17 protein-coding genes are annotated in these 26,266 nt (G+C 59.9%); 9 read left to right on the forward strand and 8 right to left on the reverse strand.

The window, feature by feature from the left end; all coding sequences use genetic code 11:
* The first annotated feature begins 114 nt into the window (after positions 1–114).
* A complete protein-coding gene (gene tsaD / locus HNQ50_RS07515) occupies positions 115–1,131 on the forward strand; it encodes a tRNA (adenosine(37)-N6)-threonylcarbamoyltransferase complex transferase subunit TsaD (RefSeq protein ID WP_184099235.1) in 1,017 nt (338 codons plus the stop codon).
* Between the two features lie 105 nt (positions 1,132–1,236).
* Here the strand turns inward: tsaD and HNQ50_RS07520 are convergent, their stop codons facing one another.
* From HNQ50_RS07520 to HNQ50_RS07530, 3 genes are all read right to left on the reverse strand, one after another.
* Complete coding sequence (locus HNQ50_RS07520) at positions 1,237–1,707, reverse strand: GNAT family N-acetyltransferase (RefSeq protein ID WP_184099237.1); 471 nt, start codon at positions 1,705–1,707, stop codon at positions 1,237–1,239.
* Positions 1,704–2,357: a fumarylacetoacetate hydrolase family protein gene (locus HNQ50_RS07525; protein WP_184099239.1), complete on the reverse strand. Its 654-nt coding sequence runs from the start codon at positions 2,355–2,357 to the stop codon at positions 1,704–1,706. Before HNQ50_RS07525 ends, HNQ50_RS07520 begins: the two co-directional genes overlap by 4 nt.
* 75 nt (positions 2,358–2,432) lie before the next feature.
* On the reverse strand, positions 2,433–3,362 hold the full coding sequence (locus HNQ50_RS07530; RefSeq protein ID WP_184099241.1) for a CobD/CbiB family protein: 930 nt from the start codon (positions 3,360–3,362) through the stop codon (positions 2,433–2,435).
* A 542-nt stretch (positions 3,363–3,904) separates the two neighbouring features.
* Between HNQ50_RS07530 and HNQ50_RS07535 the strand changes: the two genes are divergently transcribed.
* From HNQ50_RS07535 to HNQ50_RS07545, 3 genes are all read left to right on the forward strand, one after another.
* Complete coding sequence (locus HNQ50_RS07535; RefSeq protein ID WP_184099243.1) at positions 3,905–4,498, forward strand: superoxide dismutase; 594 nt, start codon at positions 3,905–3,907, stop codon at positions 4,496–4,498.
* A 173-nt stretch (positions 4,499–4,671) separates the two neighbouring features.
* The gene (locus HNQ50_RS07540) at positions 4,672–4,848 is read left to right on the forward strand and encodes a hypothetical protein (protein WP_184099245.1); all 177 of its coding nucleotides are present in this window, start codon (positions 4,672–4,674) and stop codon (positions 4,846–4,848) included.
* A 110-nt stretch (positions 4,849–4,958) separates the two neighbouring features.
* Entirely contained in the window at positions 4,959–5,549 is a 591-nt protein-coding gene (locus HNQ50_RS07545; RefSeq protein ID WP_184099247.1) for a DUF2185 domain-containing protein, read from the forward strand.
* 1,020 nt (positions 5,550–6,569) lie between these two features.
* Here HNQ50_RS07545 and HNQ50_RS07550 read toward each other — a convergent pair.
* From HNQ50_RS07550 to HNQ50_RS07560, 3 genes are read right to left on the reverse strand one after another with little or no spacing between them, the layout of a single operon-like run.
* Positions 6,570–8,099 (reverse strand): efflux transporter outer membrane subunit, encoded by a 1,530-nt coding sequence (locus tag HNQ50_RS07550; protein WP_221303062.1) that lies wholly within the window; start codon positions 8,097–8,099, stop codon positions 6,570–6,572.
* Positions 8,096–11,287 (reverse strand): efflux RND transporter permease subunit, encoded by a 3,192-nt coding sequence (locus HNQ50_RS07555; protein ID WP_184099249.1) that lies wholly within the window; start codon positions 11,285–11,287, stop codon positions 8,096–8,098. The genes HNQ50_RS07550 and HNQ50_RS07555 overlap by 4 nt, the downstream gene beginning before the upstream one ends.
* A complete protein-coding gene (locus HNQ50_RS07560; RefSeq protein ID WP_221303063.1) occupies positions 11,284–12,459 on the reverse strand; it encodes an efflux RND transporter periplasmic adaptor subunit in 1,176 nt (391 codons plus the stop codon). The genes HNQ50_RS07555 and HNQ50_RS07560 overlap by 4 nt, the downstream gene beginning before the upstream one ends.
* 200 nt (positions 12,460–12,659) lie before the next feature.
* On the opposite strand from HNQ50_RS07560, the gene HNQ50_RS07565 reads away from it, so the two are divergent.
* The 4 genes from HNQ50_RS07565 (at position 12,660) to HNQ50_RS07585 (ending at position 16,535) form a co-directional block, all read left to right on the forward strand.
* Positions 12,660–13,313, forward strand: coding sequence for a TetR/AcrR family transcriptional regulator (locus HNQ50_RS07565; protein WP_184099251.1), 654 nt, complete (start codon positions 12,660–12,662; stop codon positions 13,311–13,313).
* Positions 13,314–13,469: 156 nt separating this feature from the next.
* Positions 13,470–13,925: a hypothetical protein gene (locus tag HNQ50_RS07570; RefSeq protein ID WP_184099253.1), complete on the forward strand. Its 456-nt coding sequence runs from the start codon at positions 13,470–13,472 to the stop codon at positions 13,923–13,925.
* A 341-nt stretch (positions 13,926–14,266) separates the two neighbouring features.
* Entirely contained in the window at positions 14,267–15,937 is a 1,671-nt protein-coding gene (locus tag HNQ50_RS07575) for an MGDG synthase family glycosyltransferase (RefSeq protein WP_221303064.1), read from the forward strand.
* Between the two features lie 73 nt (positions 15,938–16,010).
* Positions 16,011–16,535 (forward strand): dual specificity protein phosphatase family protein, encoded by a 525-nt coding sequence (locus HNQ50_RS07585; protein ID WP_221303065.1) that lies wholly within the window; start codon positions 16,011–16,013, stop codon positions 16,533–16,535.
* A gap of 291 nt (positions 16,536–16,826) precedes the next feature.
* On the opposite strand, the gene HNQ50_RS07590 is transcribed toward HNQ50_RS07585, so the two are convergent.
* Both HNQ50_RS07590 and HNQ50_RS07595 read right to left on the reverse strand, forming a co-directional pair.
* Entirely contained in the window at positions 16,827–23,951 is a 7,125-nt protein-coding gene (locus HNQ50_RS07590; protein WP_221303066.1) for a beta-1,3-glucanase family protein, read from the reverse strand.
* A gap of 392 nt (positions 23,952–24,343) precedes the next feature.
* Positions 24,344–24,736: a hypothetical protein gene (locus HNQ50_RS07595; RefSeq protein WP_184099257.1), complete on the reverse strand. Its 393-nt coding sequence runs from the start codon at positions 24,734–24,736 to the stop codon at positions 24,344–24,346.
* Positions 24,737–24,808: 72 nt separating this feature from the next.
* Here HNQ50_RS07595 and HNQ50_RS07600 point away from each other — a divergent pair, with 72 nt between their 5' ends.
* On the forward strand, positions 24,809–26,191 hold the full coding sequence (locus HNQ50_RS07600) for a beta-1,3-glucanase family protein (protein ID WP_184099259.1): 1,383 nt from the start codon (positions 24,809–24,811) through the stop codon (positions 26,189–26,191).
* Positions 26,192–26,266: the final 75 nt, after the last annotated feature.

Raw genomic sequence — 26,266 nt, forward strand, 5'->3', positions numbered from 1 at the left:
CTGGCGATTATCCACCACCTGAAAACAAATGTCAAAACCCAACGCTTTGCGGGTGTGGCGTGAACAGGTACGATAACGTCCTTAATCCAAGAGTTTAGGTCACAGGGCGGCAAGATGCTGGTGTTGGGTATTGAATCTTCATGCGATGAAACCGGGGTTGCGCTGTTTGATACAGAGCGCGGTCTTTTGGCACATCGCCTGCATTCGCAAATTGCCATGCATACCGAATATGGTGGTGTCGTGCCAGAACTGGCCTCGCGCGATCATATTCGCCGCGTACTACCGCTGACCGAGGCGTGTATGGCAGAAGCCGGGCTCACACTGGCAAATATTGACGCCGTTGCCTACACCGCCGGCCCAGGTCTGGCCGGCGCCTTGCTGGTGGGTGCCAGTGTAGCCAATGCCCTTGGCTTTGCGTTGCAAAAACCGGTGATTGATGTGCATCACCTGGAAGGCCATCTGCTGTCGCCGCTGCTGTCTGAACCGCGTCCGCAATTTCCGTTCATCGCCTTACTGGTGTCTGGCGGTCATACCCAGCTGATGGCAGTGCGTGGCATTGGCCAGTATGAATTGCTGGGTGAAACAGTCGATGACGCGGCCGGCGAAGCCTTTGATAAATCCGCCAAATTGCTGGGCCTGGGTTATCCAGGCGGGCCCGCCCTTTCAAAACTGGCCGATCAGGGCGATGCGACGCGCTTCAAACTGCCGCGCCCCATGTTGCATTCTGGCGATCTGGACTTCAGCTTTTCTGGCTTGAAAACGGCCGTACTCAATCTGGTGAAACAGCAAGCTGAACTGGATGAAAAAACCGTGGCCGACATTTGCGCGGCGTTCCAGGAAGCCATGGTAGAAGTCCTGCTGAAAAAATGTGTGGCCGCACTCAAGCAAACCGGCATGCAGCGCCTCGTGATTGCTGGCGGCGTAGGTGCCAACAAGCAGTTGCGCAATGCGCTGGACGATGCGGCAAAGCGCCACCGATTCGAGGTGTTTTACCCGCCGCTGGCCTTGTGTACCGACAACGGGGCGATGATTGCGTTTGCGGGGGCCATGCGGCTCAAGTTTGCCGCGCACAGTTACAGCTATAACGCGCGTCCGCGCTGGGATTTGGCCAGCTTGCCGGCCGTGGCCTGATCGCTTTCTGGCATCAGCCATAAAAAAACGCCGCAGTCTGAACGACCAGCGGCGTTTTTTTATAGATGATGCAGCGAGGCGCGCGGCGACCAGGTTAAATCAGGGTTACTGCAATGACTTGCGCATCAAGGCGCGAGGCAAGTGACTTCCCCCAGCCTCAACCACCTGCTGTTCCACCACTTCATAGCCCCGACGGGCAAAGAAGCGCTGCGCCGTGACGCTGGCATGCGTTTCCAGTTGCGACATTCCCAGATTGCGCGCGGTGCGTTCCAGTTCGCGCAGGAGTTGTGTGGCAACGCCGTTGTTGGCCGCAGCGGGCGCAACGTACAACCAATCGACCAGATTGTCTTGCGGCACCAACAGGATAAAACCGAGCACCGTCTCGTTTTCTACGGCTTTCCAGCCAAATTGCGTGGCCAGTTTCTGCCGCCAGTCTTCGGCATTATTGAGCGCCAGATCAACCCACGCCCGGCGTTGTTCCGGCGTGTAATCGGCGGCAGCCAGCACAGACACCGAGGCAAAAAAGCAGGCCTGCAGAGCGGTCAGATCATCGGCGCTGGTACGCACCAGTTTCATTTGGCCACCACAAAAGACTGGTCAATCAGGCCCGGCAAGACCAGCTGCAGTGTTTCACCCGCCTGGATCGGGCCAACACCTTCCGGCGTTCCGGTGTAGATCAAGTCTCCTTCGGTCAGACCAAACCGGGAAGAAATCCACGCAATCAGTGTGGGGATGTTGAACACCATATTGCGGGTATCGGCATGCTGACGCAGTTCGCCGTCAATGTGCAGGGTAAAAGTCAGTTGGGCCGGGTCGGCAATGGCCGTCACCGGCACAAAACCGGTCAGTACGGCTGCGCCGTAATACCCTTTGGCGAGAGTCCAGGGTTGGCCTTTTTTCTTGGCTTCTGCCTGAACGTCCCGCGCGGTCAGATCCAGCCCCAGCGCGTAGCCGGCAACATGCGCCATGGCATGGGCCGGATCGATATTGCGGCCGCCCTTGCCGATCGCCACCACAAGTTCGGTTTCGTGATGGATTTCGCGCGACCAGGACGGTAAGGGAATCGGCTCGCCCGCCGGCAAAATGGCCGAAGTGGGCTTGAGGAATACCATGGGTTCCTCACCGATGGAGGAGCCCATTTCCGCCGCGTGCGCGGCAAAATTGCGGCCAACACAAAACAGGTTGGCCACGTTCAGGATTTGATCAGCGATCTGGATTTGCGGCACGGCCCAGCTCCACTCAGACTAACGGGACTTTGACAGTTCTGGATGACAAATGATGCGGATCAAGATGCTCCGGGCTCAACCACCGACCCAGCCAGCCAGGCTCAGCATCAGGATCACGGCCAGCCATAGCAGCACAGAGCGCCAGATCAGGCCGACCGCGCTGGCCAGGTAATCCGGATTGGCGGCATCACCCAGGCCCAGTTCCGGGCGGAACTTGACGGTGTGATCCTGGTGCAGCACGTCACCCAGCTTGATGCCGATGGCCCCCGCGCCGGCAGACAGCAAGATACCGCTGGTGTAATCCGCCCAAGTGCGCGCCTGGGCGCTCCAGCAATCCACCGCATCCTGAAAGTCGCCCATGATGGCAAAGCTCACGGCGGTCAGGCGCACCGGGATGTAATCGAGCAAATCCTGCACCCAGCGGGCAAAACGGCCGAACGCATTGGGGTTATCAAACGCGCCCCATTTTTGCGCCAGCAAGCTGGAAGTGCGATAGAGCACCGCACCAGCCGGGCCGGCAAACCAGCCCAGCACCACAAACCAGAACACTGTGCCAAACACGTAACGGTAAGAATCAACCAGACCTTGTTCGATGGCGACGCGGGAGATTTCGTCTTCGTTCATTTCAGAGGTGTGTTGACCTGTCCAGTCGGCCAGCAACAGGCGTGCGACATCGGTCTCGCCGGCCTGCAAGGCGCGGGATATCCCGGAAAACGCGTGACTGAACTGACGAAAGCCCATGGTGAAATACAGCATGGCCACGGTCCAGGCCACCGCCAGCGGCTTGCTGTGATGGGCCAGCACAAAGTAAACAATCAACGCCACCGCCAATGGCGGAATCATGGCCAGCAACCAGCCATAGACGCCATTACGGAATTCACCCGCATCCAGGCTGCGTTCCAGATTATTGGCCATGCGGATAAAGGCCAGATACGCAGGGTTGCGGCTGCTAATGGGGCGCAACTGCTCAAGCGCCAGCGCAAGAATCAATGCCAGAAAAGTCATAAGAACCTATTCATAATCTTTGCGCGCCAGCGTTCATGACACAAGCGCGTGCCGGACAAGGCGCAAGTCGCGCCGTGGTACTGGTACCCCGAAAGCGGGGCACCACAAGGGCGCCACAAGCGGCTTGCAACGCCGTAGCGCACCGCTTGAGTCATGAATCCGCCGGGCGTGCAAAGACCATGAACAGGTTCTTGGCTCCATCCAGCGGAACACACACTGTCAGACGGGGGCGGACCGGTAGATCAGCCCGTCTCGTACGGTATCGCTCCGGATTTTTCGTATGATGACAGGATAGACAGTACGCGCAACTCACGGTACTTCGGCCCGCAAAGATACCACACCCGCCGATGACGCCCAAACGTGGCGGCCATGTCAGCCTGCAAACAGCAATCTGATACTTGAAAACATCTGGCTGTCACCCAACTTGTTATAAGATCGCGTTTCCACAGATCACGTTTGTCCAGTTTTAACGGTGTGGGTACCGGCTGCCGCAATGGCATATCAACCGGGTCCGCATCCCCAGCCAAACCGAGGAGAATCCCATGGCGCATCAACTGCCTGAACTGCCGTACGCACTCGACGCTCTTGCCCCGTACATGTCCAAAGAGACCCTGGAATACCACTACGGCAAGCATCATCAGACCTACATCACGAACCTGAACAACCTGATCAAGGGTACCGAGTTCGAAAACGCCAGCCTGGAAGACACCGTCAAGAAGGCTCCGGCCGGCGGCCTGTTCAACAACGCGGCGCAAATCTGGAACCACACGTTCTTCTGGCTGGGCTTCACCCCGAACGCTGCCGGTGCTGACCGCGCTCCGACGGGTGCTCTGGCTGCCGCCATTGATGCCAAGTGGGGTTCTTTTGACAAGTTCAAGGAAGCCTTCAATGCTTCCGCCGCTGGTAACTTCGGTTCCGGCTGGACCTGGCTGGTGAAGAAGGCCGACGGTTCCGTTGATCTGGTGAACACCTCCAACGCCGCCACCCCGCTGACCACCGCTGATGTTGCCCTGCTGACCTGTGATGTCTGGGAACACGCCTACTACATCGATTACCGCAACAGCCGCCCGAACTACCTGGGTGGTTTCTGGAAGCTGGTGAACTGGGACGTTGTCTCCCAACGCTTCGCTGCCTGATTGCGCTGATTGCCGCATTGCGGCAACAGACCAAAACCCCGCTGGCCTGGCCGCGGGGTTTTTTCATGGCTGGCGTCAGCCATATCCGACAACACGCGCCCTGCTCCGCCGATGGCACGCCCTCCCGCGCGTGGGCACACTGGTCACTCCAAAAGCCCGAAACCGGAGGCCGCATGTCTTCTTTTGCGCTTTATCTGATCGGCGTGGTCATTGCCATTGCCGGCCTGGCTTACGCCGCCCACCTGGCCCACGTACCCGACCACTGGCTGTTGGCCGGGCTGGTTATTGCCATTGGCCTTGGTATTGTCGGGGCCGTGCGCAACACCCGTTTTCGCGATCCGCCGCAGTAAACCGCGACACGCCACCCAACAAAGCCCGGCGGCATCGACAGTCCGGGCTTTTGTCTGTTTGCCATGCACCGTATCATCTGGCCCATTCACAGCAAAACGGATGATCCGACATGGCCAACTGGTCTCTGGATGGCGCCGCCGCCGTCGCCGCGCAATTCCCCTACACTTTCAACGCCCCGTCTGAAGTCGCCCTCAAAGCCCTGGCTCCGGGCCAGCGCGTGCAACTGGGCGTGAAACTGGCCGGCGCCAGCCAGCCGCTGCCAGCCGCCGTGACCATTAAACTGGTCTCTGGCGCGGGCCAGTTTGGTGGCGTCTTCGATAACCCGATTGCCGATGCGGGCATCAACAGCGGTGATTCTGTCGCCTTCGCCCACGGTCACATTCTGCGCATTGAGAACGACACCACACCTAACCCGCTGGCGCAGTATCAGACGTACTGCCTGGTCTCCAATCAGGTACTGAAACTGGGCCGCCCGGTGGGCTTTTTGTACCGTGAAGAGGCCGAGAGCAAAGAAGACAGCGGCTGGTGCATGACGGCCGGTGATGAATCCGAGGACTACATGGACAGCCCGGCGAATGTCTCTTACGTGACCTTGGGGGCGGTGTTGAATGTGGATGATTCGATTGTGAATCTGCTGGATTCGCCAGCGGGGGCGGAGTTTGTGCGGGTGGGGGAGACGAGGATGTTTGTGGCACCGTGACGGGGTGCCGGGCTTTTGAAAGTCGTTGAACCCATGGCTTAGCGCCTTCGGCGCGGTGTGAAAGACATTTTGATACCGGCGGTGGCCGGAGCACGTCACTTTCTTTGCTTCGCCACCTCGGCGGCCCCAAAGAAAGTAACCAAAGAAAGGCGACCCCAGCCTGCCCCCTTGGTGGGTACCCCCACAAAGACACTGGCGCTCCAGATGACAGTTGCAGCGGGGTGGCGGCCCTCCGGGCTTCCCTCAGTCGGTCGGGAGCCTAAGGTCTCCCTCCGCTTCTTCGGCGCTTGGCTTTGACGGGGAAAGAAAATCAAAAGCAACCCCAACACCAACTTCAACTTCAACTTCAACGGCAACGGCAACGGCAAATTCAGCATGCATTCCACTGAGTCGTCATTCCGGTCCTCGGCGGCCCCCTTGCGCCGGAATCCAGCTACGATGCTTGCATTCCTCCCGGGTGAGTTCAGAGTCATGGTGACCGTCCACCGCAGGCAGCCCGTTGGGCTGCGGGCTGGATTCCCGCTTCCGCGGGAATGACGAAGTGGTGAGCAAGGTAAATCACTCTTGCGAGCAGACGGTTTGCGGGGTTGGGTTGCTTTGGCTTTGGCTTTGGCTTTGGCTTTGGCTTTGGCTTTGGCTTTGGCTTTGGCATTTGATGTTGCCGTTGCTTTTGACCTGCCTCCCCTCCGACAGCGCCGAGCATCGCAGGGAGGGCCGGGGTTTCGGCGTAAGGGTGTTTGAGCGTAGCGAGTTCCCTGGAGCCAGCCGGCCCTCACGAGAAGCGCAGGGAACCCACGAAGTGGGCGCTGTCGCAGGGTCGCCTTTCTTTTGGTTACTTTTCTTGGGGCCGCCGAGGCTGGCAAAGCAAAGAAAAGTAACGTGCTCCGGCCACTGCCGGCATCAAAAACAACCGCGCCGTCAGGCGCTAACACGCAAACACAGCAATGGTGGATTGTCGCTAACGCTCCGAATCCACCCTACACCTGCGAACGAGGACCACCGGCGGTGGCCACACCGCCTTCACTTCGCCACCGTCACCCCCGACGCCACATAAGGCTCCGGCATCCGTATCCCAAACAACCCATGCGGTTCCATCTTCACCGGCGGGTCTCCCATGGCATCAAACAACGCCGCCGTGTCGTTCAGCCGCGCCGCACGGGCACGGCTGGACTGGATCCGTGCCAGGTACATCTGCTGGCCCGCCGTCAGCGTCGCGTAGTACGGTGTCGCCCCAAGGCGGTAACGCGCCTGGGTGTCGCTGGCCATATCGGCCGTCGCGGTTTCAGCGCGCACGGTCTGTTTGAGCGTATTGGCGTCTTCTTCCAGCGAAACCAGCGTGTTGGCCACGCTCTGGAATGCCGACAATACCGTTTGCTGGTATTCGGCCACAGCGGCTTCGTGGGCGTTTTCGTATTGATGCTTGCGGGCCACCAGCGCGCCGCCGTGGAAGATCGGTTGCGTTAGCCGCGCACCAATGCCCCAGATCAAGCCGGCGGGCGAGCTGAACGTGGTCCAGTCGAACCCGCCCCGACCATAGTTGGCCGACAAGGTCAGTTCCGGGAACATCGACGCCGTGGCCGCGCCCGCTTCATCGGCCGTGGCACGTACCGCCGCCTCGGCCGCCAGGATGTCCGGGCGTTGATGGATCAGGTCACTCGGGATCGCCACCGGCACATTGTGCGGCAGGGTGAATTTCTCCAGTGGCAACACCGGCGGGGCCTGATCCGGGGCGCGGCCCAACAACACGGCCTGGGCATGGCGCGCTGCCAGCAACTGCATGCGCAGCGGCGGCAGTGTGGCGGCGGTGTTGGCGGCGTCTTGTTCAGCGGCCAGCGCATCGTCATGGGCGGCGCTACCCAGTTCGTAGCGATCTTTCATTTGCTGTGCGCGCTCTTCACCCAGGGCGACCATTTGCGTGGTGTAGTTCAATTGTTCTTGCAGAGCCGACACGTTGATGGTGGCGACGACGATATTGGTCGCCAGCCCCCGGCGCGTGGCCGCAAACTGGAATGCCTGCTGGTCCACCTGCTCGGCCAGCGCGCGGTCGGCGAGCACCGAAGCCCCAAAGAAATCAAACGTATATGACGCCTGTACCTGCGCTTCAAACACATTGTAGAGGAAGGTTTCCTGGCTTAGCCCAGGCAAGCCCAGCCCGCGCTGACGGGCCGGTGCAAAGCCGACATCCACGCTCGGAAACAACGATTCGCCAATCTGCGAGCGCAAGCCATCCCGTGCGGCCTGCAAGGTGCGCTGGGCAGACTTGAGCGACGGACTGTTGTTCAAGCCCTCTTCCACCAGCGCGTTCAGTTCAGGGCAGTGATAGGCGGTCCACCATTGCGGCACCGGTGCCGCGCCCACGTCCAGTGTTTGCGCCGTACCGTCCGCATCGAAGGCGGCGGGTTGCGAGGCAATGGCATAGTGCGCCGGTTGCGCCATGGCGGGAGGATTGCGCTCCGGGCCAAAGGCACCACACGCAGTCAAAAGGACGGTCAGACTGGTCAGGGCCAGCGGTTTCAGGGTTCGGGTCATGAGTTGGGTTGAACGGATCATGATGCGTCCTTCTCTGCCGTTTCCGTGCGTTTAACGCGGAACCACAAGGCATATAGCGCGGGCAGATAGAACAGGGTCAGCACCGTGGCGACGGTAATACCGCCCATCAGCGCCGTGGCCATGGGGCCAAAGAAGTTGGAACGCAGCAGCGGAATCAGCGCCAGCACGGCGGCCGCAGCGGTCAGCGTAATGGGGCGAAAGCGTCGCACTGTGGCACCGATAATGGCATCCAGCCGCTGATGGCCGCTCTTGATGTCTTGCTCAATCTGATCCACCAGAATCACCGAGTTGCGCATGATGATGCCGAACATGGCAATGGTGCCCAGCATCGCCACAAAGCCAAACGGCATGTGGAACAGCAGCAAGGCGATGACCACGCCTATCAGCCCCAGCGGCGCAGTCAATACCACCAGCAACACGCGGCTGAAGCTTTGCAGTTGCACCATCAGCAACACCAGCACAGCAATCACCAGCACCGGCATCTGCACGTTGATGGAGCCTTGCGCCTTGCCATTTTCTTCCACCGCACCGCCGATCTCGATGCGATAACCAATCGGCAATTGCTGACGCAGGCTGTCGAGCCTTGGGTCGATGGCATTGGTGACATCAATACCCTGCGCGCCGTGCTGCACGTCGGATTGCACAGTGATATTGGGCTGGCGGTCACGCTCCCACACCACGCCATATTCCACGCCGTAGCTAAAATGCCCCAGCGCGGCCAGTGGTACGGCGGTGCCCTCTTGCGTCGGCATGGCCAGACGCTCAATGCGGGATGGGTCTACCCGGTCTCGTTCCGGCGCACGCAGATCGACCGCAATCAGTTTGTCGCGTTCCCGGAACTGCGTCACGGTGTAGCCCGACAGGGACATTTGCAGATAGTTGGCAATGTCCTGCGACGAGACATTGAGCGCGCGCGCCTTGGTCTGATCCACTTCAAAGTGCACCGAGCGCTCGCCCGGTTCATCCCAGTCAAACTGGACATTGGTGGTATCCGGATTGGCCCGCATGATCTGCGCCACTTTCTCCGCGTACTGGCGTACCGTGCCGATTTCCGGACCGGTGACGCGGAACTGCACCGGAAAGCCAATCGGCGGGCCGTTTTCCAGCCGGCTGATGCGGGTACGCACGGCAGCAAACTGGTTATGCAGAATGTCGGTCAGGTCATGCGCCAGTTTCTCGCGGTCTTCGATGGATTTGGCGGTGATCACAAATTGCGAGAAATTGGGCGAATCAAGCTGTTGATCCAGCGGCAGATAAAAACGCGGTGCGCCGGCCCCGACAAAATCGACGTAATGGTCGATCTCTGGCCGCTTGGCAATGATGCTTTCCAGCCGTTGCGCCTCGCGCAGCGAGGCCGCAAACGACGCGCCTTCCGGCAGTCGCAGATCGACCAGCAACTCGGTGCGGTCTGAGCTGGGGAAAAACTGCTGCGGCACCAGGGTGAACGCCGCCATGGCGGCAATGAACATCACCACCGTAATCACCAACACGATGACACGCTGCTTCACACACCAGCCAATCACATGGCGCAGCTTGCGGTAAAAGCGCGTGTCGTAGATGTCGTGGTGTTCTGCCTGTGGGCCGTCTTCATGATGACCAAACGCACGGCGGGTCGGGTGCTCTGACAGAATCCGGTAGCCCAGCAGCGGAATCACAATCACCGCGGCCAGCCACGAGAGAATGAGCGCAATGGCGGAGACCTCAAAGATGGAGCGCGTGTATTCGCCGGTGGCCGACTCTGCCAGCGCAATCGGCAAGAAACCAGAGACGGTGACCAGCGTACCGGTCAGCATCGGAAACGCCGTGCTGCTGTAGGCAAACGCAGCCGCGCGCAGGCGGTCGTAACCTTGTTCCAGCTTCACCGCCATCATCTCCACGGCAATGATGGCGTCGTCTACCAGCAAGCCCAAGGCCAGGATCAGCGTGCCCAGCGAGACCTTGTGCAGGCCAATGCCGAACATGTGCATGCCCAGCGCCGTGGCGGCCAGCACCAGCGGGATCGAGATCACCACCACCATGCCGGTGCGCAAGCCCAGACTGATCAGACTGACCACCAGCACAATGCCGATCGCCTCGGCCACAGCCTCGACAAAGTCATCAATCGAGTGCGACACCGCGTGCGGCATGCTGGAGACTTCCACCAGCTTTAGCCCGGCTGGCAGTTGTGCCTGCAGGTGGCTCATCTCGCCATCCAGCGCCTTGCCCAGCGCAATCACGTCGCCGGTCGATTGCATGGTCACGCCAATGCCCAGCGCGTTTTGCTGGTTAAAGCGCATGTATTGCGCAGGCGGATCGGTGTAATCGCGCTTGATGGTGGCAATGTCGCCCAGGCGAATGGTGCGGTTGTTCACGCGGATCAGCGTATCGGCCAGGGTTTCAACATCTTTGTATTGCCCGCTGGGGCGCACAAACACGCGGTCATCCGCCGTGAAGAATGTACCGGCAGCAGCCACCGCGTTTTGTGCGTTGACGGCATCGGCAATCTGTTGCGGCGTCAGGCCCAGCTTGGCCATTTGCGTGTTGGAGATTTCCACGTAAATGCGCTGTTCCTGGTCGGCAATAAAATCCACCTTGGCCACACCATGCACGCGCAACAGTTCTGAGCGCAGACGCTCGGCGTAATCGTGCATCTGGGCAAAGCTGAAACCATCGCCCTGCAAGGCGTAGATATTGGTGTAGACGTCGCCAAACTCGTCATTGAAGAACGGGCCCTGCACGCCCGGCGGCAGCGTATAACCAATATCCCCGACTTTTTTGCGCACCTGATACCAGGTATCCGGCACGTCTTTGGCGGGTGCGGAATCCTTGATATTGAAGAAGATCATGGAGGTACCCGGCCGCGAGTAGCTGCTCATGAAATCCACATTGGGCGTTTCTTGCAGCTTGCGCACAATGCGGTCGGTGACTTCTTCTTGCATCTGGCGTGCGGTGGCGCCCGGCCAGTTGGTCTGGATGACCATCACCTTGAAGGTAAACGGCGGGTCTTCTGACTGCGCCAGTTTGCCGTAACTGAGCACGCCAAACAGCGTGATCAGGGCCAGCAGAAAGATCACCAGCGGCTGGTGATGCAGTGTCCAGGCAGAAAGATTGAAACGGTGACTAGCCTCTGCCGGTGTGATGGGTGGCTCTTCGTGCGGGTGTTCGGCAGGCGCTTGCGGCGCGTGCTGATCCGGTTGCTGCTCACTCATTGGAGCGCCTCCGCCGATACGGCGGCAGGCTGGCTGGCCTGACTGTTGTCGCCCTCACCATCAAACAGGGGTTTGACCGGTTTGACTTTCTCGCCGGCAAATACCGTGTGTACCCCGGCCAGCACAATTTGCTCGCCGTCTTTCAAACCCGTGGCCACAGTGGCGGTACGCTCACCGTAATCCACCACGCTGACCGGGCGCAATTCCAGCGTATTGCCTGGCTTGACCACCCACACCGCCGGGTCTTTACCCTGATGGAAGATGGCCGTAGCCGGCAGGCGGAAAGTGGCATCCGGAATACGCGCAACCGCCGCGCTCTTGCTACCCACAGGTTGCAGCATGGCGTCGCCCGTCATGCCCAGGCGCACTTCCGGCCCAGGGTGCAACAAGGTAAGTTTGACCCGGTAGGTACGGCTTTGCGGGTCTGCGGCGGGGGAGATCTCTCGCACTTTGGCGTCGTAGTGTTTGTCTGGCAGCGCGGCAAAGGTGACCGATGCAGCCTGGCCGACCGCCATTTTGCCCAGATCACGCTCGGCGGCGTCCAGATTGATATCCGTATCGCCATTCCACGCCAGGCCATACACCGCCTGGCCGGCTTTGACGACCTCACCGGTCTGCGCGTTTTCACTGGTGATCACGCCATCATGATCGGCGGTGAGCGAGGTGTATTGCAGATTGTTCTGCGCCAGCTTCAATTGTGCCGCCGCCTGATCCCGCGCGGCCTGGGCGGCGGTGAAGTTGTCCTGGGTCTGTTCCAGTTGATTGGTGGCAATCAGGTTGCGTTTGGCCTGGGCGTGATCCCGATCCAGTTGCTGTTTGGCAAACACCAGTTTGTGCTCGGCACCTTCCAGTTGCGCCTGCGCGCTGGCCACCTGCTTTTGCGCGTCGACCGGGTCTTGCCGGGCCACCACCTGGCCTTGATGCACGCTGTCGCCCAGCCGCACGGTGCGGCTGACAATCTGCCCATCAATCCGGAACGACATCACATTGCTGTACCGGGCGGCCACTTCAACCGGGTAATGGAGCGCGCTATCACTGTCGGGTGCGGTTTGCGCATGGACCGGGCCTGCCACCACCACGGCCAGCGGCGCAGGCGGGGGCGTGGCGTCTTTGCAGCCAGCCAGCAAACTGGCAGCGGCCAGCAACAACATGGGGGACAACGGGTGCGTCATGGTCACTGCCACTCCTGAAATCGGGTCGGTACTTCATCTACTCATTTGTCATTGCATCCTAATACACAGTTGTATCTGAATACAATATCGAATTCTTGAATTTCTTGTGACGGCTGCAATACTCCAGGCAGCGACAACGCTTTGCCACAGCGGGCTGTCGCGCCTGTCAGCCTGTTTTGACCGTGTGATAACATCGCCCCATGACCCGTAAACGCCTCACCCGAGAAGAAAGCCGCGACCAGACGCGCCAGCGCCTGCTGGAGTCCGCGCAACAAGTCATTGCCAGCAAGGGGCTTGCTGCCGCCAGTGTTGAGGACATTACGGAGGCCGCCGGTTATACGCGCGGTGCGTTTTATTCCAATTTCGAAAGCAAGAATGATTTGTTTATCGAACTTCTTCGCGCGGATCACCAGAAAGCCGTTGATGAAATGTCGGCGCTCATGGGCCAGCCCCTGCCGCCAGAAGAACTGCGCCAGCGCATCCGCGAGATGTACGCCCGCATGTATCGCGACAACGTGTGTTTCATGAACTGGACCGAAGCACGCATGCTGGCCGCGCGCGACACCGCGTTCCAGAGCCAGCTCTCGGCCATCCTTGTGGAAAAACGCGGCCAGGTCGCCAGCATCATTGCCCACTTCTACCAGTTGGCCGGCGCCACGCCACCCACCTCGCCCGCAGTCATGGCCATGGGTTTCATGAGCCTTGTCGAGGGCGTGAAGCTCTTTATGCTATCCAGCCCCAACGACATGAATGTGGATGAAGCCGAAACCATCCTGACCCTGTTTGTGGATTCGATCATGGAACTGGCCATCATCAAGAGCCAGCCCGCTACCGGCCCGTTGCCCAATCTTTAGGCAGCAGATCAATGAAAGAAGCCAAACCCTTGAAGTACAAAGGGAACCTCTTTTTCTTGTAGCCGGTTGCGATCACTTCAACAAGCCCACACAGCCGTCCGGAGCCGTTTATCCGGGCCCATTTGCCGGAAAACCACACTCCCGCCCCGTTTGCCCATGAAGACCATCAAAACCGCCCTCACCCTGTTTGCCCTCATCCTGCCCACGCTAATGACCGTGGCACACGCCGCCGACGCCCCTGCGCTGGCACAGATTGAACTGGCCACCGCCAAGCTGAACAAGGCCACCGCCTTGCTGGGCGGCGCCCCCGGCGGCAGCGATGAAGAACGCGCCCGCCAGTCCTGCAACGTCTATTACGTGGCCGCGCAAGCGCTCAAAGCCATCCCCAACGCCAAAGACCCGGTGTTCTCTGCCCTGCTCGATGACGACCTGGCCACCCACGACGCCATCGGCGCGGCCGAAGGCAAAGCGTACCGACTGCATTTGGGGGCCTCGCTGGATGAACAGGACAAAGCCAGCGCCGCGCTGACCAACGCGCTGGAACATACCCGCTACAACCTGGGATTGAGCGAGGCGGATTGCGCGAAGCTGGGTGTGCATCTGGGTCACTGAAGCATTGCCAAATTCGTAGCCCGGATGAAGCAAAGCGAGAATCCGGGGTTGCCACGTTAGCAAGAACCCAATACGGCGCCCTGGCCAACAGCGTCACCCCGGATTCCCGGCCTGCGGCCTTCATCCGGGCTCCCGGTGTGGTACCGCCAAAAGCCCCCTTCATTGCCGGGGTTTTTTGTTGCCAGCAAGAGCGCGCCGCTGCTTCGCACAACCGCCAGGCGTCAGGCAGCAAACTTCGGACTGAACTGATCGACATGCCGCCACGCGTGGGGCACCGTCTTGTGCCTTGCCAGGTTACACCCCATGGCGGCCCACATTTCCATTTCGCCGGTTTGCACTCCATGACCAAGAAGAAAATCCTTTTACTCAGCGTTTCTGCGGGGGCGGGTCACATGCGCGCAGCGGAAGCGCTGCATCGCACGGCCCAGCTTCATTTTCCGGATGTAGAAACACTGCATCTGGATGCAATGGACTATGTGACGCCCACGTTTCGCAAGGTGTACACCGACTGGTATATCAAGCTGGTGAATATCAGCCCGACCACCTGGGGTTTGTTGTACCGCATTTCATCAGACACGGACCCCGGTGCGTTCACCCAACAGTTGCGGCGTGCCAGCGAGCGATTGAATACCCGCCCGCTGTTGCAGGCCATTACCGATTTTGGGCCGGATGCGGTGATCTGCACCCATTTCTTGCCGGCCGAATTGCTGATGCATGAAATCAACCGGGGGCGGACTGATTTGCCGGTGTGGGTGCAGGTGACCGATTTTGATTTGCACCGTATGTGGGTGATTCCGCACATGCGGGGCTACTTTACGGGCAATGCAGAAATTGCCCAGCGCGTCCGCACCTTTCTGCCGGAGCAACCCAGCGTCAATCCGACGGGGATCCCCATCATGCCGGCCTTTGCCCAAAAGCCTGATGCGGGCGCGGCAGCACAAGACCTTGGGTTTGATCCTGCCCGGCCGGTGATTGTGTTGATGGGCGGTGGCGCGGGGCTGGGCCAACTGGATGAAGTGGCCAGCGCCTTGCTGCGGATCAAGGCTGATTTTCAGCTTGTGGTGATGGCGGGCCGGAACGAGTCTGCACTCAAGGCGTTGCAGGCACTGGTGGCGCACTACCCGCAGCGGCTTTTCCCGATCGGGTTTACCGATCGGGTTGATCAGATCATGGCGTGCGCCAGCTTTGTGATCACCAAACCGGGTGGGCTGACCACCTCTGAGTGCCTGGCAATGGGTTTGCCCATGATCCTCAATAGCCCCATTCCCGGCCAGGAAGACCACAACGCAGACTATCTGCTGGAGCAAGGCGCTGCGGTCAAAGCCATTGATACAACGGCGCTGGTCTGGCGGGTAGAACAGTTGCTGTCTCAGCCGCAACAGCTGCAAACCATGCGCGATAACGCTTTACGGATTGGCCGCCCGCATGCAGCGCAGAGCGTGTTACGCACGGTGCTTGCTGATCTGGCACCCACCCGCAGCGAAGAACCTCAAGCCCTGGTGCTACCGCCAGCGCCGAGCACACCGTTTCCCCCGGGTGGGTGGCGCGCCTTGCTGACCCTGGGCTGGGTTTTACTGCTGGCCTTTTTCTTTGCCCAGGTGGAAATCCAGATTGAAGGAGCGGCAGGTTGGGCGGCCGCGTTGCCGACCTGGCGCATTGCCCATTCGCCCTGGCTGGATCTGTTCTGGGGTGGCCGCCCCATGACCGGGTATCACGCCTGGCTGTTCCCGTGTATGGCGCTGTTGTTCCATTTTCCGCTGGTGTTTGCCGGCCGTTTCTCATGGCGGGCAGAGGCGCGGGTGATTGCCTGCATCATGCTCTTCTGGGTGGCGGAAGATTTTATCTGGTTCATTTGCAACCCTGCGTTTGGTCTGGCCCGGTTCAGTTCTGCGTTTATACCGTGGCACATTCACTGGCTTGGCCCGGCACCGGTGGATTACTGGACCTCTTCAATCATTGCGGTGACGCTCTTCGCGCTGTCGTGCTGTGGTCATAAAACGCATGAAAAATAAAAAAAAGTTGGTATGGGCCGCGTGTTTTGCGGCGTTGATCGCAGTCGGTGCGGCTTATGGTGAGCTTCAAATCATGCCTTCGGTATCTCAGGCTGACGCTTCCAGAAACCCGGCATGGGCAGTGCCGGTTTTTCCGGCACGCAATCTATACCGGGTTACGTCGCTGCTTTACCGCAGCGCGCAGCCAGAACCTGAAGATGCCAAGCTAATCCAGTCTTTGGGGATTCGTACGATTATCAGCTTTCGGGCGAATCACGATGACGCCCATCTGGATTTTCCCGGGGTAAAGCGGGTACGGGTGCCCATGGATACCTGGCATATTGGCGATCCGGAAATTGTGGCGGCCTTGCAGGCCATCAGAGCGGCACAAAAAGAGGGGCCGGTGCTGATTCATTGTCACCATGGTGCGGACCGGACCGGCATTGTGACCGCCATGTACCGCATGACAGAACAAGGCTGGAGCCGGGAGCGGGCGCTGGATGAACTCCGCAACGGTCATTACGGGTTTCATGAAATCTGGTTCAACATTCCGCATTATCTGATGAATGTGGACCTCACCCGGCTCCATCAGGAACTGCTGACAACACCCGCCGGCTAAGCCCATCTCCAAAGAAAAACCCCCGCTTTGCGCGGGGGGGTGCCGGCGTGACCACCAATCTGGCACTGACCAACACCGTAGCCCGGATGAAGCGCAGCGAGAATCCGGGGTGGCGTTGCTGGCAAAAACCCAAATCACACCCTCTGCCATGACCAATGCCGCGGCCCCGGATTCCCGGCTTCGCCTCCATCCGGGCTACGGGCGGTTCCTGTACATGCCCCAAAAGAAAAACCCCCGCATTGCGCGGGGGCTTTTGTTGCTGGCTAGCCAGCGTTACCGTCAATCCGGCCCTTACCAGTAAATGCCAAACGCGGCATGTTCCGGTGTCGGTGACATGATGGTGGAGCTCTGGTTGGACACGTCGTCGTAGGCAAAGCCATAAGCCAGGCCGCCGACGCTGTGGTTGTGCCAGAACTGCGCGTAGTAGTTGGCCGGTGCAGTCAAATACCACGCAGACGGCGTCGACCACTTGCTCACGTCTTCCATGATGTGGCGGTTGAAGGCGGCGCAGATTTGCGCCTCCAGCGCCAGTTCAGTGCTGTTGCCGGTCGCCAGCGTGCCCTTGCCTTCCAGGATGTCCTGGGTGGTGGGTTTGCTGACGTTATACGTGCCGCCTACATACGCGCCGTTGTTCAGATTGACCTCAGTGAACACCATGGTGTTGCCTTGCACCTGACCGGCAAAGCGACGGCTGCCGCCCCACATATCAATGGTCAGGGTGCTGGTGGTGTACTGGTTCCAGATCTGGTTCACGTACGCATCAAAGTAGTTGGCGTTGGCCTGGCCCACATCAAACGTGCTCTTGCCTGGTGCCAGAATGCGCGGCAAGGCAGGTGCAGTCAGGTGGAAGGCGGCCGGGGTTTCATTCACAAACTCGTTGTAAATGGCGGCCACTGGTTCACCCGTACCCGTTTGCATGTGGAAGGTGGCGTTGGCGCCCCACACATCCACCATCAACGGGATACCAAACTCATCGACTTGCGTGGTGTTGATCCACAGGCCGGTGTCGTTGTAGGTGAACTCGTACCAGTCGTAATTGACGTTGATGTTGGGGTCCGTCGGGTTCAGCGGGTTGGGCCCGGCAAAACCGATGTTCCCGTTCACGTCAGACAAGATGGTGATGTACATCGGCCCACCCAAAGACACGAACACCCGGCCCGAATCCATCTTGGGCAGCTTCAGCAACTTGGCTTGCGCCAGGGTGAAGAAGTAGTTCGAGTAGTTCTGGCCGTTTTTGCTCAGGTGGTTGGCGCCATTGTTATCCGCCACTTTGGCGTCGGTGATGGTGCCATCCGGGCTAACCCAGGCAAACTGGCCGGTGGCCGGATCACGCCCGATAACGGCGACGTAGATCTGGTTATCGGCATAAGCGCCACGAGTGTTGTTTTGCAGATCGATCCCCACAAAACCCGGATACACGGTGTACGACGGTGTGGTGCTTGCCGGGCTGGCAGAGAGCGTCGCCGCTGCGGCAGTTGCCGCCCCGGTGGCACTGTTTACCGTCAGCACAGCATTGAGCGAAGTCACCTTGCCACTGCCGTTGCTGATCACCACGTCAAACGTTGCGCCATTGTCTGCCGCTACCGTGGCGGGCGTGGTGTAGCTGGCCGCCGTGGCACCGGTAATCACTGCGCCGTTTTTGTACCACTGGTAAGTCAGCGGCGCGGTGCCGGTTGCGGTGACCGAGAACAGCGCGGTCGCGCCTACCTTCACCGCCAGGCTGGCCGGTTGGGTGCTGACGTTAGGCGTATTGCCGCCTGCGGCCTGCGCTGCAAACACCTGGAACTCATACAGCGAGTAACCATACTGCGTGCCGCGTTGCGTGCCATACATGCGGATATAACGCCCGGTCACGGTCGGGAACGAGATATCTTCCGTGCCGCCCTGGCCGTTGGCCTGGTTATAAGCCGTGGTCCAGTTCTGGGCATCATTGGATACCTGGATCTGGTACGCCTTGCCGTAAGCCGCTTCCCAATACAGGATCACGCGGCCAATGCTCTGGGTCGAGCCCAGATCAATCTGCACCCACTGCGGATCAGCAGAAGCGGAAGACCAGCGCGTGGTGAGATCGCCATCGGTCACATAGGCCGCTTGCGAGAACGCCGGGTTTTCATTGCTGCTGATGGTGGCCGTTTTGCCCAGTGCCAGGTTGGTACCGGTATTGCCGGTCCCTCCCGTACCCCCGGTGCCGCCCGTACCGCCAGAACCCGAACCTACGGTCAGCGTGGCCGCACTGCTGGTCAGGCTGTTGCCGTTGGCATCAGACACCACCACGGTGAACACCGCGCCGTTGTCAGCCGCCGTGGTGGCCGGCGTGGTATAGCTGGCACTGGTTGCGCCGGAGATGGCCGCACCGTTCTTCTGCCACTGGTAGCTCAGATTGCTACCCGTGGCTGCCACACTGAAGCTGGCGGTCTGGCCGGTACTGACGCTCTGGTTGGCCGGTTGCGTGGTAATGGTCGGCGCGGCGGTCGAGTAGATCTCGAATTCCCACAGCGAGTAACCATATTGCGTAGCGCGCGCGGTGCCATACATGCGCACGTAACGGGCCGTTGCAGCGGTAAAGCGGAAGTCCTCCACGCCACCCACACCCGCAGACTGGGTATACACGGTGGTCCAGTTGGTGTTGTCGTTGGACACCTGTATCTGGTAAGCCGTCGCGTAGGCGGTTTCCCAGCGCAGGATCACGTGGTCAAAGGTTTTGGCCGAGCCCAGATCAACCGCAATCCAGCCCGGATCAACAAAGGCCGAGGACCAACGGGTAGTAGTGCTGCCATCAAACGCGGCCGACGCCGGTTCCACCGTCTGGTTTTCATAGCCGCTGGCGGTAGCCGGCTTGTTCAACGCCAGATTGATGGTTGTACCGCCGCCACTGGAGCCCCCGTTGACGGTGAGCGTGGCATTGGCGCTGGTCACGCTGCCGCCTTGCGAGCTGGTAATCACCACCGAGAACACGGCGCCGTTATCTGCCGCAGTGGTGACCGGTGTGGTGTAAGAGCCGGTCGTGGTGGTTGCCACCGCAGAACCGTTCTTCATCCACTGATAGCTCAGCGTGCCGCTACCGTTGGCCACAACGCTGAATGTTGCGGTCTGGCCAACATTCACACTCTGGCTAGCCGGTTGCGTGGTGATGGTCGGTGCCGGGGCAGATGTCCCGGAAGTGCACAGCGCCCAGCCCGGGAAGTTGTTGGCAACGGCCACACTGGCATTACCGGCCGACGATACCCAGTACGAATAAGTACTGTCCTGGTTGGTCGACGTCCAGGTATTCCACGGTGACGGGAACGCGCAAGACGAGGCATTGGCGCCGCTGATGGCAAGCGCTTCATCCTTGGTCGGCAGGCGCATGTTCTGGCTGGCGCAATAACCGGCAGCCACAGACTGGGTGAACTGCGCACCCTGAGTGGTGTAGGTGTATTGAGCACGGCGCCAGGTCAGGCCGGTCTGGTTGTCATGCACGTTGGCGGTATCAACGATGGTGTAACGCTCGTTGGCATCGCCACAATTGGCCACGTTATAGACTTCAAACTCATAGAGCGAATACCCGTACTGCGTGCCGCGCTGCGTGCCATACATGCGCACATAACGGGCGCGGGCGGTCGGGAAGCTGAAGTCTTCGTTGCCACCGACACCGGCCGTCTGGGTGTAAACCGTCGTCCAGTTGGCGTTGTCGTTGGATACCTGGATCTGGTAGGCCACGGCATAAGCGGCTTCCCAGCGCAGGATGATGCGGTTGAACGCAGTAGCCGTACCCAGATCAATTTCAATCCAGGACGGATCAACAAAGGCCGAGCCCCACTTGGTGGTGGTATTGCCATCCACCACGTTGGAAGCCGGGTTGCCTTGCTGGTTTTCATAGCTGCTGGCCGTGGCGGTCTTGCCCAGTGCCAGATTCACGCCCGGCGGGGCCATGGTCAGCGTGGCGACATTGCTGGTCACCGAGCCGGCCACGTTGGTCACCGTCACCGTGTAATTACCCGCGTCGGTGTTCTGCACAGTCGGGATGGTGAAAGTGGCCGAATCGGTACCCACGTTGGTGCCATTCTTTTGCCATTGATAGTGGAACGGCGACGAACCCGACACCGCCACGGTAAACGTGACCGGCTGGCCCGGAATACCGGTGATGTTGTTGGGCTGCGTGGTAATGGCCGGTACGCGGGCGGCGTTCACGGTCAGGCTCACGGCCGGCGAGGTCACCGTGTTGACCGGGTTGGTGACCGTCACCGAATACATCTCGCCATTATTGGCCGTGGTCAGCACCGGGGTGGTGTAGCTGGTGTTGATTGCTCCGTTGATCGGCGCACCATTCTTCAACCACTGGTATTGCAGGGTGGGCGAACCAGTTGCGGCCACGCTGAAGATGGCAGTCTGGCCGGCGTCCACGTTCTGCGCTACCGGCGCGGTCTGGATGACCGGTGCAGCCGCCGCGACCACCGTCACGGTGGCCGCAGTCGAGGTGACGTTACCCAGACTGTTAGTCACGGTTACCGTGTAGCTGGCGTTGTTATCACCCGAACCGGTAGCCGGTGTGGTGTAACTGGCCGCATTGGCGCCGGAAATCGCCGTGCCGTTCTTGTACCACTGGAACGTCAGCGGAGATGCACCGGAAGCCGTCACCGAGAACAGCGCAGGCTGACCGGACGTGACCGAGGTCGACACCGGTTGCGCAATGATGGACGGTGCGCTGGCCGGCGGGGTGGCGTGAGTAACCGGCTGGATGGTAAAGCTCACGTTGCCGCTTTGCAGCCCTGGTGCCGTGGCCGTGACCGTCACTGAGCCCGAGGTAAATTGCGAGCGCAATGCAATCTTGGTCATGCCGCCTTCGGCTTGCAGTTGCGGATCACCCGGCGAGTGATACGTCAGCGGCTGGCCCGCCGTGACATATTGCTCGGAACCGCCCATGTAGGTCGCCGGGCCGCTGACAGTAAAGTTGATATTGTCAGCTGCGGTCGGCACCAGGTTGCCTTGGGCATCCACCACTTGCGCCACGACGAACGCGGCATCAGAACCATTGGCGGTCACCGCAAAGCTGGTGCCATCCGGCTTGGTCAATTCCGGCACCACAGTCAGCAAGATGCGGCTTTCTGCACCGGCGGTGGTTTTGGAGTCGGTGGCTTGTACATTGCCGTACTGATCCAGACACTCGGCCGTCACTGTACCGGCTGCCCAGTTCACGTTCCACGACACCTGGAACGGCATCTTGGTGGTGCTTTGGGTCAGGTTGGCGCTGGAATCCGAATTCCACGGATTGGGTACCTGATCCGAACCCTGCGGCGTGCCATTGATCAGCAAGCGCACGGACGGACAGTTACTGAAGGCGTTCACCTGGATATTGCCGGAGCGGTTCCAGTGGTGCGCCAGTTTGACGACCGGCTTGATGGAGTACGGCGTCCATGCAGCCTGATACACGTAGTACAACAGTTTGGGGAAGCGGTTCATGTCCACCATGGACGCGCCCAGCGAGCGTACGCCAGGCCCGGTGGTGCCTTCCACATAGGTGCTGCTTTCCCCCGGAGAATCCGCAAAATACCACTGCGCCATCCCGAAGGCGTTAATGGCCACGCCCTTGCGCCAGTTATCCAGGAACGGTGCGGCAAAGGCCAGTTCGTAGTCCCAGGCTTGACGCGCCGTACCGGCCCCCCAGTATTCCGCACCCCACGCCGGGCTGCCCGGATAGGTTTGCTTGGTCAGGACTTCACACCCTTCCATCGTGCAACCCAGAATGTCGCCATTGGCCGGGTTGGGCGTACGGTCAGACTGCGCGCGGGTGTTGATTGGGTCCCAAATACGGGAGAGCGCTTTCAGGCTTTGGGCAAAGGTGGTGTCCGTGGCGCCGTTGTCAGCCTCCCACGCCAAAATGGACGGGTGGCTGCGGTCACGCACGATCATGTCGCGATGCAGTTCGGTCTTGAGCGTCTGCATGTCACACGGTGGTGTGGTGCAGGCATTGGCAAAACCGTTTTCGCCATCGCCAGACGGCTGGATGATGAAGATACCCAGGTTATCCGCAGCATCGACAAACTCGGGGCTGGAGGTCGAATGACCTGGCCGCCACAAGTTGCCGCCGGCTTGCGCCAATTGCTGCAGATCCCGCCATTGCTGTTCTTCCGGGACGGACGTCCCCAAAGCCGGGTAGTCGTAGCGGCCAGAGCCACCCCACAGGAACATGCGGTGTCCGTTGATGCTGGGCAGGTCTTTATCCCAGGTGATCGTGCGGATACCCAGCGGGCTTTGTACCGAGTCCACCACCACGCCATTGATACTGACAGTGTGGAACACCTTGTACATGTACGGTTTGCCATACGGGCTGTTGTTCGGATACCAGAGCGTGGGGTTGTTCACCGTCAAGGTCTGGTCGAACAAGGTCGGCTGCAGTGCACCGGTGCCATTGGGGCTGATGGTCTTCTGTGCTTGCGCACTGGCGACCACGTTGCCGGTTGCATCGACAATCTGCGTGGTCAGCGTCACCGGCTGCGCCGTTGTGCCTTCGTTGAGTACGTTGGTCTGTACATCAATGGTGGCCTGGGCCGTGGTTGCACTCACCGTCGAGACATACGTACCCCAGGTGTTCTGGCCGGCATACACGTTCAGCGGAATGTGGACTTTATCCGTGATGTACATGTACACCGGCCGGAACAGACCTGCATCAGACTGACCAAAACGGAACGCTTGCGAGAACCCGGGCGATTCGAAGAACGTATCGCCCTTGGCTACCTTCACTGCCAGCATGTTGTCCGACCCGTCAAACTTCACATAGGGAGTGATATCCACCATGAAGGGGATAAACCCGACCACGTGTGTCGCTTGCGGATTGATGGCGCTGGTGCCGGGAATGAACGTGCCATTCACGTACACCTGGGCGCCGGTATGCGCGCCTTCAAACTCCACCAGCACCTTGCGGCTGCTGTTGGAGGCATCCAGCGTGAAATGCTTGCGGTACCAGTTTTTGGTGCCGTCCAGATCCCCTTCCCCGCCACCGGATTCGGTGTTGATGAAGGTATCCAGCTGGTTGGCGGAATACGGAATCCCGACGGACAACCAGGAAGAATCATCAAACCCCGGCTGCATGGCCGTGGCTGGATCCTGGTCCTTGATGTATTTCCACGGTGTTTCACCGAGATTGATTTTCTGGCGCTCCGAGGGCGCTAGCGTCACCGCGTCAGCGGTGGGCGCATAGAGCCCTGTGAGTACCGAAACGGCGGTCAGGCAGCCTGCCAACTGCCTGAACAACCTGGGGAACCGCCGACCTTCTTCCTTCCGGGCGTTGAGAAGGTGTTTGAAGCGATCTGCCGCGTTGCAAATCCTCGCCGTAGCCCTGCTACGGCTGTGGATTGCGCCTTGCATCTCCTCTTCAACCCCCTCCTCACTGCGCCGGAAAGACTCGGTCAGCGGTTCGCTGGTTTCGTAAAGTTTCATGGACGACCCCTCGCATACTGCTTGATGGTGTCGCCAACGCGCACGCCACCCCACAGAGAGGCGGTCAGCCACATTGACGATGTTTTTGGTACAGCAACAACACGAACAGGAACCACGCTGGCCAGAACTGCCAGCGTCAACGACTACGCCGCGGTTGCAGCGTGACGACCACCGCGCCCTTACCCACCCCATGCAGCTAATGGCTGCGTTTTGCGCTCTCGATCAACACCGTTGGCATGGGCAAAAAACAACCTCGCCCACCGATGCCGATTCTGAAATTGATTTCATTCCCATCACACGTTTACACGCGCGCCAGGACATGCAAAACCCGTAAATGGTTGGTCTGCATGCTCTTTTTGTGTCCCAGTTCACCATCCGCAATGAAATCGATTTCAAATCTGGATAAAACAATGGCGACTGAACACATCTCCACCTCCTACCGCATGCCCTGCGTCAAAATGCACAACATTGGTGCAAATATGGGCAATGCGGCTATTTTTTGGTGATTCTAAACCATTATTTTGTGAAAAAGTGCCAAAAAAGCGCACGGCCGGACTGTTTTTTCTGACAGGAGGCTTGCCTGAAATCGTGAACGGCCTTGTTAGCGTTAACAGAAATTGGTCAACATTGTTGAAAACGGTTTCAGACAAACCTGCAAACCGGTGTGAGACCCGACACGCTAAAAACACCAAACCGTTTTGGCCAGACTGATGACCAACGGCTGTCGCCCCGCCTGCGCCTTTCAGGACAAAAGCAGGAAGAAAACGCCGCCAGAAAGCGTTCAATGGCGGCGCAACACCGTACGCCCGACAACAGACCAGAACCCAAAAAAACATCCCAGGAAAACAGGCCCGCTCATGACCCGCCCATTCGCACGTTTCCGGTGCATTGCACCCGGTTTGCTTAGCCTTGCCACACTCGCCCTGCTGAGCGCTTGCGGTGGCGGCGGTGGCAACAGTGCCGCCACCACCACGACCACCAGCAACACCAGTGCCCCGACCATTCCGCTGGCCTCTAGCGGCAATGGCCCGCAGATCACCACCCAGCCGGCAGACCAGACGGTCTCCGTGGGCCAGCGGGCGTTTTACTTTGTCACCGCACCCGGCGCGACCGGTTGGCAGTGGTACAAAAATGGCGTCGCCATTGCGGGCGCCACCTCCGCCAGCTATTTTGCCAACGCCACCGCAACGGGCGATGACGGCAGCGTGTACGCCGTGGCCGTCAGCAATGGCACGGGCGTGACCGCATCAAACCAGGCCGCCACCCACCTGAATCCGAATGCAGATGGCACTCCACCCGCCGCATTCTGGGGCAATGTGGCTGCGCTGCCTGCCGCCAGCAATGTCATGACCGTTTCGTTCGTCAACCAGACTGGCGGCAAGTATCCGGACGCGCAGATTTTCTGGAAGATTTCCGGCACCAACGCCAGCGGCGGCCAGGTCAACGAATTTCATTCGATTGCGGATGAACCGGTGTACGACATGCCCGGCATCAACTCGGCCCGCATGTATTTCTTCATCGCCCCCAATCAGGCGGCGGCAACCACCAGCAACACCAGCTATTACGATTTCATTGAATTCAACGTGGGCCGCAGCAATGCCTCGCAACCCTGGAACTTCAACGGCGACACCACCCGCGTGGATGCGTTTGGCCTGAAACTGGCCATCCGCCTGCAATGCGCAGATGGCACGGATGTGCAGCGCGGCGAAGACTACGGCACTTTCCTGGAAGACCGCGCGGTCACCTTCCAGAAGTATCTGGGCGAGGTCTCAGCCACCTTTGCCAGCACCGCCACCCAGTTTGCGCCGTACCGCATTGTGGAGCCCGGCAGCGCCAGCAACTTTGCTGCCAACGGCGCCAACGCCGCGTACTACAACGCGTATATCGACCAGGTGTGGGCCGCCAATGGCATTGATCCGTCCATCGTACCCAAGCCCACGCCGTTCCTCCGGTTTGCCGATGGCTCCCGGCCAGACCTGATCGCCGCCGTAGAACGCCATGTGGCAGAGAAACCCGGCACGTTCAAGGCAGATGGCACGCTGGTGAACCCCAATTTCTGGAGCACCGTGCCGCAAAGCGCTTTCTACCCGGCAGAACCGGCCAACCAGTACGCCCGGTTCTGGCATACCCACGGCATTGCCGGCCTGGCCTATGGCTTCTCTTATGATGATGTGGGCAGCCATTCTTCTGACGTGGGCTGCAATAATCCCAACCATCTGATCGTGGCGGTGGGTTGGTAAACGCCCGCGCGTAACCCGCCCGCGCACTTGCGGTTGACACCCGTTCAGCGCCCGCCCCGCGCTGGCGCTGAACGG

The sequence above is a fragment of the Silvimonas terrae genome, from assembly GCF_014202765.1.
Lineage (GTDB): Bacteria > Pseudomonadota > Gammaproteobacteria > Burkholderiales > Chitinibacteraceae > Silvimonas > Silvimonas terrae.

Bases quoted from the DNA above. Each gene is read 5' to 3' on its own strand.
- tsaD (WP_184099235.1), top strand. From the start codon at position 115: ATGCTGGTGTTGGGTATTGAATCTTCATGCGATGAAACCGGGGTTGCG.
- HNQ50_RS07520 (WP_184099237.1), bottom strand. From the start codon at position 1,707: ATGAAACTGGTGCGTACCAGCGCCGATGATCTGACCGCTCTGCAGGCC.
- HNQ50_RS07530 (WP_184099241.1), bottom strand. From the start codon at position 3,362: ATGACTTTTCTGGCATTGATTCTTGCGCTGGCGCTTGAGCAGTTGCGC.
- HNQ50_RS07535 (WP_184099243.1), top strand. From the start codon at position 3,905: ATGGCGCATCAACTGCCTGAACTGCCGTACGCACTCGACGCTCTTGCC.
- HNQ50_RS07540 (WP_184099245.1), top strand. From the start codon at position 4,672: ATGTCTTCTTTTGCGCTTTATCTGATCGGCGTGGTCATTGCCATTGCC.
- HNQ50_RS07545 (WP_184099247.1), top strand. From the start codon at position 4,959: ATGGCCAACTGGTCTCTGGATGGCGCCGCCGCCGTCGCCGCGCAATTC.
- HNQ50_RS07550 (WP_221303062.1), bottom strand. From the start codon at position 8,099: ATGATCCGTTCAACCCAACTCATGACCCGAACCCTGAAACCGCTGGCC.
- HNQ50_RS07555 (WP_184099249.1), bottom strand. From the start codon at position 11,287: ATGAGTGAGCAGCAACCGGATCAGCACGCGCCGCAAGCGCCTGCCGAA.
- HNQ50_RS07560 (WP_221303063.1), bottom strand. From the start codon at position 12,459: ATGACGCACCCGTTGTCCCCCATGTTGTTGCTGGCCGCTGCCAGTTTG.
- HNQ50_RS07565 (WP_184099251.1), top strand. From the start codon at position 12,660: ATGACCCGTAAACGCCTCACCCGAGAAGAAAGCCGCGACCAGACGCGC.
- HNQ50_RS07570 (WP_184099253.1), top strand. From the start codon at position 13,470: ATGAAGACCATCAAAACCGCCCTCACCCTGTTTGCCCTCATCCTGCCC.
- HNQ50_RS07575 (WP_221303064.1), top strand. From the start codon at position 14,267: ATGACCAAGAAGAAAATCCTTTTACTCAGCGTTTCTGCGGGGGCGGGT.
- HNQ50_RS07585 (WP_221303065.1), top strand. From the start codon at position 16,011: ATGCCTTCGGTATCTCAGGCTGACGCTTCCAGAAACCCGGCATGGGCA.
- HNQ50_RS07590 (WP_221303066.1), bottom strand. From the start codon at position 23,951: ATGAAACTTTACGAAACCAGCGAACCGCTGACCGAGTCTTTCCGGCGC.
- HNQ50_RS07600 (WP_184099259.1), top strand. From the start codon at position 24,809: ATGACCCGCCCATTCGCACGTTTCCGGTGCATTGCACCCGGTTTGCTT.